Source organism: Aeromonas sp. 600724 (assembly GCF_049175135.1).
Lineage (GTDB): Bacteria > Pseudomonadota > Gammaproteobacteria > Enterobacterales > Aeromonadaceae > Aeromonas > Aeromonas veronii_A.
On the sequence record NZ_JAAKUM010000019.1, the window covers coordinates 94337 to 103341 of the forward strand.

The 9005-nt window shown below is 55.9% G+C and carries 7 protein-coding genes; 6 read left to right on the forward strand and 1 reads right to left on the reverse strand.

Annotated features, from left to right (window positions below; genetic code table 11):
* Window positions 1-140: 140 nt before the first annotated feature.
* From galE to G5168_RS17650, 4 genes are read left to right on the forward strand one after another with little or no spacing between them, the layout of a single operon-like run.
* On the forward strand, window positions 141-1154 hold the full coding sequence (gene galE / locus G5168_RS17635; protein ID WP_323913389.1) for a UDP-glucose 4-epimerase GalE: 1014 nt from the start codon (window positions 141-143) through the stop codon (window positions 1152-1154).
* A 60-nt stretch (window positions 1155-1214) separates the two neighbouring features.
* Window positions 1215-2273, forward strand: a complete 1059-nt coding sequence (locus tag G5168_RS17640) for a UDP-glucose--hexose-1-phosphate uridylyltransferase (RefSeq protein WP_323913406.1) — start codon at window positions 1215-1217, stop codon at window positions 2271-2273.
* Window positions 2270-3421: a galactokinase gene (gene galK, locus G5168_RS17645; protein ID WP_421252518.1), complete on the forward strand. Its 1152-nt coding sequence runs from the start codon at window positions 2270-2272 to the stop codon at window positions 3419-3421. The genes G5168_RS17640 and galK overlap by 4 nt, the downstream gene beginning before the upstream one ends.
* The gene (locus G5168_RS17650; RefSeq protein ID WP_323913392.1) at window positions 3418-4389 is read left to right on the forward strand and encodes a galactose-1-epimerase; all 972 of its coding nucleotides are present in this window, start codon (window positions 3418-3420) and stop codon (window positions 4387-4389) included. The genes galK and G5168_RS17650 overlap by 4 nt, the downstream gene beginning before the upstream one ends.
* Before the next feature lie 297 nt (window positions 4390-4686).
* Here G5168_RS17650 and G5168_RS17655 read toward each other — a convergent pair whose 3' ends face one another.
* Window positions 4687-5727, reverse strand: a complete 1041-nt coding sequence (locus tag G5168_RS17655; RefSeq protein WP_323913394.1) for a LacI family DNA-binding transcriptional regulator — start codon at window positions 5725-5727, stop codon at window positions 4687-4689.
* 291 nt (window positions 5728-6018) lie between these two features.
* Here G5168_RS17655 and G5168_RS17660 point away from each other — a divergent pair, with 291 nt between their 5' ends.
* The gene (locus G5168_RS17660; RefSeq protein WP_421252519.1) at window positions 6019-7113 is read left to right on the forward strand and encodes a 1,4-beta-xylanase; all 1095 of its coding nucleotides are present in this window, start codon (window positions 6019-6021) and stop codon (window positions 7111-7113) included.
* Window positions 7114-7178: 65 nt separating this feature from the next.
* Window positions 7179-8525: an MFS transporter gene (locus G5168_RS17665; RefSeq protein ID WP_216952636.1), complete on the forward strand. Its 1347-nt coding sequence runs from the start codon at window positions 7179-7181 to the stop codon at window positions 8523-8525.
* Window positions 8526-9005 lie beyond the last annotated feature (480 nt).

The following is a 9005-nucleotide window of genomic DNA, read 5'->3' on the forward strand; positions in this document are numbered from 1 at the left end:
CAGGGGTGAAACGCATATCTGCCATCAGGATGATCACAAAAACAGTGTAATCGTTTACATTGTTTTGCAAGCAAGCTCACAGTTTGGTCGCCACACCCTCGGCTAGACTGCTTCCAGACACTTTTTCAGTGGAGAGCAAGATGAACGTTCTGGTCACCGGCGGTTGCGGATATATCGGCAGCCACACCTGTCTGGCCTTGCAAGCGGCAGGCATGAATCCCGTGGTGGTCGACAACCTCGGCAACAGCAAACGCAGCGTGCTAGCCCGAGTCGCGGCTATCAGCGGCCAGCAACCCCTGTTCTATCAAGGGGATATTCGCGATGCAGCCTTGCTGGACCGGATCTTCGCCGAACAGCAGATCGATGCGGTGATCCACTTTGCCGCCCTCAAGGCGGTCGGTGAATCGACCCGCATTCCACTGGATTACTACGAGAACAACCTCGACGGCACCCTCACCCTGCTGCAGGCGATGAAGCGGGCTGGCGTGCACAATCTGGTGTTCAGCTCCTCGGCCACCGTCTACGGTGATCCGGCCAGCCTGCCAATCCGCGAAGATTTCCCCCGCAGCGCCACCAACCCCTACGGACGATCCAAGCTGATCATCGAGGAGATCGTCGAAGATCTGCAGCTGGCGGAGCCCCACTGGAGCATGACCCTGCTGCGCTACTTCAATCCGGTCGGCGCCCACGAGTCGGGCACCATGGGGGAAGATCCCCAAGGCATTCCCAACAATTTGATGCCCTATATCACTCAGGTCGCCATCGGCCGTCGCGACTGCCTGTCGGTCTTTGGAAACGATTACCCAACTGTTGATGGCACCGGCGTGCGCGACTACATCCATGTAATGGATCTTGCCGAAGGACACGTCAAGGCGCTGCAACACTGCGTAGGCAAGGGTGGCGTGCACACCTACAACCTGGGCACAGGCCAGGGCCAGAGCGTATTGCAGCTGGTCGCCGCCTTCTCCAATGCCTGCGGCAAGCCGCTGCCATTTCGCATCGAACCGCGCCGCCCGGGCGACATCGCCGCCTGCTGGGCCGATCCGGCCAAGGCGCAGCGTGAGCTGGGCTGGCAGGCGACCCGGGACATAGACGCTATGTGCGCCGACAGCTGGCGCTGGCAATCCGCCAATCCGAACGGTTACGAGGAGTAGGCCTGCCTGCTCCCCGGTAATAAACGACTTTATTTTTCAATACCTTATTCAGGAGAGATGATGTTCAACCCCGTCGATCATCCCCATCGCCGCTTCAACCCGCTGACCGGCCAGTATGTGCTGGTCTCCCCCCACCGGGCCAAACGCCCCTGGCAGGGACAGGTGGAGAAGGTGAGTCAGGCCCCCAAACAGGCCCATGATCCCGACTGCTTCCTCTGCGCGGGCAACACCCGGGTCACTGGTGACATCAACCCCGACTACAAGGGCACCTTCGTCTTTACCAACGACTTCGCCGCCCTGATGCAGGATACTCCGGCCGCCGATAGCGCCAGCGATCCCCTGCTGAAACTGGAAGCCGCCCGCGGCACCAGCAGGGTCATCTGCTTCTCGCCGGATCACGGCAAGACCCTGCCCGAGCTGCCGCTGCTCGCCATCGAGGGGGTGATCACCACCTGGATGGATCAGGTCGCCGAGCTGTCGGCCCAGTGGGGGTGGGTGCAGGTCTTTGAAAACAAAGGGGCCGTCATGGGCTGCTCCAACCCTCACCCCCACGGCCAGATCTGGGGCAGCGACTTCCTGCCCAACGAGATCGCCCGCGAAGAGCAGCACCAGCGTGACTGGCTGGCCGAGCATGGCCGCCCCATGCTGCTGGAGTATGTGGAGCGGGAGTTGGCGGATCGCTCGCGCATCGTGGTGGAGACCGAGCACTGGCTTGCCGTGGTTCCTTTCTGGGCCGCCTGGCCGTTCGAAACCCTGCTACTGCCCAAGGCGCACGTCCCCTCCATGCTCAACCTGACCCAGGCCCAGCAACAGGATCTGGCGGTAGCGCTCAAGGAGCTCACCAGCCGTTACGACAACCTGTTCGAGTGCAGCTTCCCCTACTCCATGGGCTGGCACTTTGCACCGCCCAAATCGGATTGCCCCGAGGCGTGGCAACTGCACGCCCACTTCTATCCGCCACTACTGCGCTCCGCTACCGTGCGCAAATTCATGGTCGGCTTCGAGATGCTGGCCGAAACCCAGCGCGACCTTACCCCCGAGCAGGCCGCCGAGCGGCTGCGCGCTCTGAGCCCCGTTCACTACAACCAGACCAGCCACACCAATGAGGAGGCCCTATGACCCCCAGCCAACGCGTCAGCACCGTTTTTGCCGAGCAATTTGCCAAAGCGCCCGATCTGCTGGTGCGCGCCCCTGGCCGCGTCAACCTCATCGGTGAACATACCGACTACAACGACGGCTTCGTGCTGCCCTGCGCCATCGACTACGAGACCTGCGTCGCCATCGGCCTGCGCGATGACCGGCAAGTGCAGGTGATCGCCGCCGACTACGACAACCAGCGCGACCAGTTCGACCTCGACCAGCCCATTGAACACCACCCCAGCCAGCGCTGGAGCGACTACATCCGCGGCGTGGTGAAGTATCTGCAGGAGCGTGGCTATGCCCTGCGCGGCCTCGATCTTGTAGTCTCCGGCAATGTGCCGCAGGGGGCGGGGCTCTCCTCCTCCGCCTCGCTGGAAGTGGCCATTGGTCAGGCCTTCAAAGAGGCGCTGGGGCTCGACATCACTCAGGCCGAGATCGCCCTCAATGGCCAGCAGGCGGAGAACAAGTTCGTCGGCTGCAACTGCGGCATCATGGATCAGATGATCTCCGCCAGCGGCAAAACGGATCATGCCCTGCTGCTCGACTGTCGCTCGCTGGAGACCCGCCTCATCCCCATGCCGGCGGATCTGGCGGTGCTGATCGTCAACTCCAATGTGCGCCGCGGTCTGGTGGACAGCGAATACAACACCCGCCGTCAGCAGTGCGAGGCCGCAGCCCGTCACTACGGAGTCAAGGCGCTGCGCGATCTCGATCTGGCAGCTCTCGAAGCGGGCAAGGCCGGGCTGGATGAGGCCTGCTATCGTCGTGCTCGCCACATCGTTGGGGAAAATGCCCGCACTCTAGCGGCGGCCGATGCACTGGCGAGCCACGATCTGACCCGACTCGGCGAGCTGATGGCCGAATCACACGCCGCCATGCGCGACGACTTCGAGATCACAGTACCCGCCATCGATGGTCTGGTGGAGATCATCAAGGCTAAAATCGGCACAGATGGCGGCGTGCGGATGACCGGCGGCGGCTTCGGTGGCTGTGTAGTCGCCCTGCTGCGCCCGGAGAAAGTGGCCGAGGTGATTGCCGCCGTCGAGGCGGAGTATCCGGCCATCTCGGGCCTCAAGGCCGACTGCTACGTCTGCTCTGCCAGCGCCGGTGCAGGGGGCATCGCATGAAAGAGTTCCATCTGCAAAATGCAGCCGGCCTGCGGTTGAGCGTACTCGATTTCGGGGCAACGCTCACCGCCCTCGAGATCCCGGTCAATGGCATCTATCGCAATGTGCTGCTGGCTTGTGATCCGCTGGATTACCCCAATCAACGCTCTTATTTGGGGGCGATAGTAGGACGTTTTGCCAATCGTATCGGCAACGGCCGCCTAGAGCGAGCAGGGCAAGAGTGGCAACTAGACGCCAACGAGGGCACCACCTGCCTGCACGGGGGCTGTGACTCTCTGCACAACCGGGAGTGGCAACTGGACGGGCTGGCGGAAGATCGCATCCGTCTGCAAACTCGGCTGGCCGATGGCGAACAGGGTTTCCCTGGTAATCTGGACGTCACCGTAGAATACCGGCTGGAACAGACCGATCTGGTGATTGAGCTGAGCGCCACCACAGATGCTCCGACCCCGGTCAATCTCACCAGCCATGCCTATTTCAACCTGGATGGTGGTGATGTGCGTGATCACCACATCATCATTAATGCAGACCGCTATCTGCCAACCGATGAACACTCGCTGCCGCTTGGCATTGCGCCGGTCGAAGGAGTATTCGATCTACGCCATGGCAAGCGGGTCGGAGAACAGTGGATGGCCCATGCGCAGCAAAAAAAATGTCTGGGATTCGACCACTGTTTCTTGTTTGTTGATGCCTCGCCCTCACCACAAGCCACCCTGATGGCAGGGGATGGCAGCCTGTGTATGGAGATGTACACCAATCAGCCAGGCGTCCAGCTCTACACCGGCAACTGGTTGGCTGGCACCCCAAAACGCGGGGGGGGACATTGGGGCAACTATCAGGGGCTCTGCCTGGAAGCACAGCAAGTGCCAGATAGTCCGAACCGTCCAGAATTAGGTAACCCATGGTTGGAGCCAGGAGAACGCTATCAGCACATAACCCGTTATCGGCTCATTCCGGTTATGGCTTGACCCACTGAAGGGGCGCGTCAAGGCGCCCCTTTGTCGCATCTCTCCCGCCCGGCTTATTCAACACAACCAAGAAAGAAGCATGCTACGGCTTGGCATCATTACGATATCAGCCACCGCGTGCAGTGCTGATGGGTGTATGGCTTTCAGAGTGACGTTGACCTGCTCGTGTCGGGTAAAGTCATTGAGTACCCATTTACATTCTTACCGCCAACCACACAACTTGGCAGGCATGACGGGAACATATGGGCACGCCCTGTGGCATAAGGAACCACTACGCAACAGGTTTTCGAGAGAGGATCAAATTTTGTTAACTGGCTGACCCCTGGTCGAGGCACGGATCAGCAACTCCCCTTCCAGCTTCATCAGTAAAGCGATGGGCTTCTCTCCTTGGGCCAGTTGCAACAAGGTGTCCACCGCCAGTTTACCCATCTCGTCGTAAGGTAGTTCGATAGAACTCAAAGGGGGCTCCATTTCGCAGGCCAGCATCTGGTTATCATGGCCCGCCACCAGAATGTCTTCCGGGATGCGCAATCCCGCCTCGGCTATCGCCTGGTAACAACCCTGAGCCATGTAATCACTGCAACAAAAGATACCATCAGGCGGCTGAGGCAGCGCCAGCAGTTGCCGAGTCTGTTCATAAGCCTCATGTAGCGACCAGTTGCCCACACGCACCCATTGTGGATCCGGTATCAAATCGTGATTGATCAACGCCTGACGATACCCCTCCAGCCGCAGACTATTTGCCTCCATCCATGGCTCCCCCTGAATAAGAGCCACTCGTTTGCAGCCTTGCTCCAACAGGTGCGCCGTCACCTTGTAACCCGCCAGCTTATCAGCAGGCAGGATGGAATAACTCTCGGACGAGCCACTGCCCTCCAGGTAGCAGTTGAGCAAAACGGTAGGCACCTGCGGGGAGAGCTCCATCTCGGCAAGTTGTCGTGTCATGGAAGAGGCAAAAATCATCCCCAGATAATCCCCCTGATTGATCTCCTGCTCGATCAACTTGGTGAGCTCCGCGCTGTTGCGAGAATCGAATGTAACCAGCATGCGATCTGCCTCCCAAGCGCGTTCATTGCAGGCATTGATCGCATCCAGAAAAGGGTCATATGGAGTCAGACCATTGAAAACAAAAGCTATTTTTCTAGCAGATGGTCCCTTGGGTAGATGTTCAGCTCGCTTATGCTGGTAACCCAGTTCGGCCGCTTTTTCAAGCACTCTACGCCGCGTTTCCTCCGCCAGTTTGATGGTGGTTGAACCATTGAGCACCAGTGAAACCGTTGATTGGGAGACACCTGCAGCTGCAGCGATGGCGCTCATGGTGATGCGTTTACTATTCATTGATATGGCCATAGTTTGAGCAGTACCGCCCAGATAATAATATTAATTATTTATCTTTTATCATGACTCATTATTACGGACATGAGCAAGCAGCACAACAGCCCACAAGGACGATAGAGGGTTTTCGGTTATCGTCCCGAGTACAGATGGCTCGCCAGCTATGCCTGTTAACCCCCTAAATTTGTTCATTTTGTGACTAATCCCTGAATTCTATCCTTCATGATTTGCAACTAAAGATATTAGCTAATATTAATTGCTGTAAGCTTAAATAATTAGTTGCAAGGATATCCGATGGCGATACAACAGTGGTCAACAGAACGAGCTTGGCAATGGTGGAACAAACAACCTTGGCTATTGGGCTTCAACTATCTCCCCCGCACAGCGGTCAACTGGACCGAAATGTGGCAGGGAGAAACCTTCGACCCAGTCACCATTGACCAGGAACTGGGTTGGGCCAACAAACTGGGCTACAACACCCTGCGAACCAATCTGCCCTTTATCGTCTGGCAGCATGATCGGGATGGCCTGCTCGCGCGCATTGAGCAGTTCCTTGGCCTGTGTAGCAAGCACAATATCCGCGTGATGATGACCTTGATGGATGACTGTGGCTTCTCCGGCGATCACCCCTATCTGGGCCGCCAGCAACCACCTCGGGAAGATGTACACAATAGCCAGGCGGCGGCCAGTCCCGGTCGGAATGTCGTCATTGACCCGACCCAATGGCGCGAAGTGGAACACTATATTCGCGACCTGATACGTACATTTGCACAGGATGAGCAGATCTTTATCTGGGATCTGTACAATGAGCCGACCAACCGGGGCATCTTTTCGGAAGGCGATGTCGAGGTGCGTTTCGATGAGTCGCTGGAGACATATGCCCACTATCTGATGGAGTTGGCTTTTGTCTGGGCCCGAGAAGAGAACCCCTCCCAGCCACTCACCGTCGGCGCGTGGCATGCACCCTACAGCATCGGTCAGGGGGATTCGGAATTTACTCCGGAAAACACCTTTACTCATCCGACCGACCTGCGCGCTATGGAGCTATCGGATGTCATCACTTTCCACTCCTATCAGCGTATGGAGGGGCTGAAAATCTCTCTGGATGTGGTCAGCAAATATCGCCGCCCGCTCCTCTGCACAGAGTGGCTGGCCAGGCATGTCGGCAGCATGATGGAACAACAACTGCCACTCTTCAAAGAGTTAAAAATAGGTGCCTATCAATGGGGTCTGGTAAAAGGGAAGACGCAAACTCACTTGCCATGGCCTTTCGTTCGCAATATCGACCCCGATTTCCGCAGGGTCTGGTTTCACGACCTGCTGGAGGAGGATGGTACCCCCTACTCTGCCAGTGAAATAGAACTGCTCCGCACATTGACCCGTTCATAACGCAAAAGAGGACGCCACCCTAGTGGCGCCCCTCACAACACATTCATGTTGGGAAAGGTTGGCAGATGACAGATCAAAAGATACACAATAGAGAGCTGGTGGGATATTTCAGCTATGCCGTCGGGCAATGCCTCAGTTTCGGCCTGGTGGGATCATTTATCCTCTATTTTTACACCGATATCCTTGGAATATCGCCCGCTGCAGCTGGGGCTATTTTCCTCATTGCCAGAGTATGGGATGCCATCAACGATCCTATTATCGCTGGTTATATGGACACTCTTAATTTCAAACGTGGCAAATTCACGCCATATATGCTTTTCGTTCCCTTCTTGATTGCCGGGATCACCTCTCTCAGCTTCATTGGCATGGATTTACCCATGACCACCAAGGTAGCTTATGCAGCAGTCACCTATATCGCGTGGGGGATGATATACACCTTGTCTGATGTACCTTTCTGGACCATGTCATCGGTCATGAGCCAAGAGCCACAGGAGCGAGCCAAGGCCGTAACCGTCGCCATGTTGGGCGTCAATATCGGCATTGGCAGTGCTTCCATCATATTCCCGAAGCTCACCGAACTGTTTGCTGCAACCAGCAGCACCAAGGGCTACATGGAAGGTGCCATCTGCCTGATGCTGATCGCCCTGCCACTGATGGTGCTCGGAGCAAGCCAGATGAAAGAGCGCATCAAGCCCAATCCGAATGACAAGATCACCATTAGGGACTCTTTCCGCGTCCTGCGTTCCAACAAACCGTTGGCGTATGTACTTGGCGCCTTCTTCTGTAACGTGTTCTTTAATCTGGCCACCGGGCTCTACATTTTCTTCTTCACCTACAACATGGGTGATGCCGGGCTGCTCTCGGTGATGGGCTCTATCGGTGTGGCAACCTCTATGGCCTGTATGCTGATGCCGATATTGACCAGCAAGCTCAGGAAACGTGATCTCTTCCTGCTACTCACTCTGCTGGAGATTGCATTACGCATCGGTTTCTATACGACAGGCTACGACAGTCTGATAATGGTGTTCGGCTTCCTCGCCTTGATCCATGCGGCCAACGTCATCACCAATCCGCTTATCTCGGCCATGTTGAGTGAGACCATCGAATATGCAGAACTAAAGTCTGGCCGCCGTTGCGCTGCCATCGCGTTCTCGGGGCAGACCTTTACCGGCAAACTGGCTTGGGCCATCGCAGGTGGTATTTCCGGTACCCTGCTGATCTGGCTTGGCTATCAACCGAATGCGGCACAGACTCAGGCTACGATGGACGGACTATTTATCTGTATATCACTTGTGCCGATATTGGGTAGCATATTACGGGTGATGATCATGACCCGCTACAATTTCACCGAAGATAAGCACGCCAAAGTACGTCATGCTCTAAATAAATGGCGATCCATTTCGTCTCTTTAACATAAAAAATGAATGCTTTACCATAAAATATACGCCAGTCGAATTGAGCGCCTCTATCCATTCAACTTGACTGGCAAATTCCATTCAAGAACATGAAAACTACAATGATTGATAAATTATTTTTTCGTTGCATTGCGCATAGGAAAAGCAATCAACATAAGTTACATGAATCATCGAAAGCCACTGGGTAAACTTTTGCTGAAGTATATTACACGATAATAAATATCCATTGCCTCCATTGGTCTTTGAGGAGTTCAAATTTGTCGGTTTATTTCTGGCACAATATCGTTATTGTGCCAATCGCTCTCTGCGTTCTGGTTTTCTGGCTCGACACCGCCAACCTCGGTCTCTGTGCAGCCTTTCTGACCACAGGATCTTTTGCCTTGCAAGTTATACACATAATAAAGGCTATGTCCCAATTACGTGTTGCATGGGGCGCCCCAGGGCCTCATACAAACACACTTTGATATTTACGCCTTT

Excerpts from the sequence above, each read along its gene's own strand:
- galK (WP_421252518.1), top strand. The coding sequence starts at position 2,270 with ATGACCCCCAGCCAACGCGTCAGCACCGTTTTTGCCGAGCAATTTGCC.
- galE (WP_323913389.1), top strand. The coding sequence starts at position 141 with ATGAACGTTCTGGTCACCGGCGGTTGCGGATATATCGGCAGCCACACC.
- G5168_RS17665 (WP_216952636.1), top strand. The coding sequence starts at position 7,179 with ATGACAGATCAAAAGATACACAATAGAGAGCTGGTGGGATATTTCAGC.
- G5168_RS17650 (WP_323913392.1), top strand. The coding sequence starts at position 3,418 with ATGAAAGAGTTCCATCTGCAAAATGCAGCCGGCCTGCGGTTGAGCGTA.
- G5168_RS17640 (WP_323913406.1), top strand. The coding sequence starts at position 1,215 with ATGTTCAACCCCGTCGATCATCCCCATCGCCGCTTCAACCCGCTGACC.
- G5168_RS17660 (WP_421252519.1), top strand. The coding sequence starts at position 6,019 with ATGGCGATACAACAGTGGTCAACAGAACGAGCTTGGCAATGGTGGAAC.
- G5168_RS17655 (WP_323913394.1), bottom strand. The coding sequence starts at position 5,727 with ATGAATAGTAAACGCATCACCATGAGCGCCATCGCTGCAGCTGCAGGT.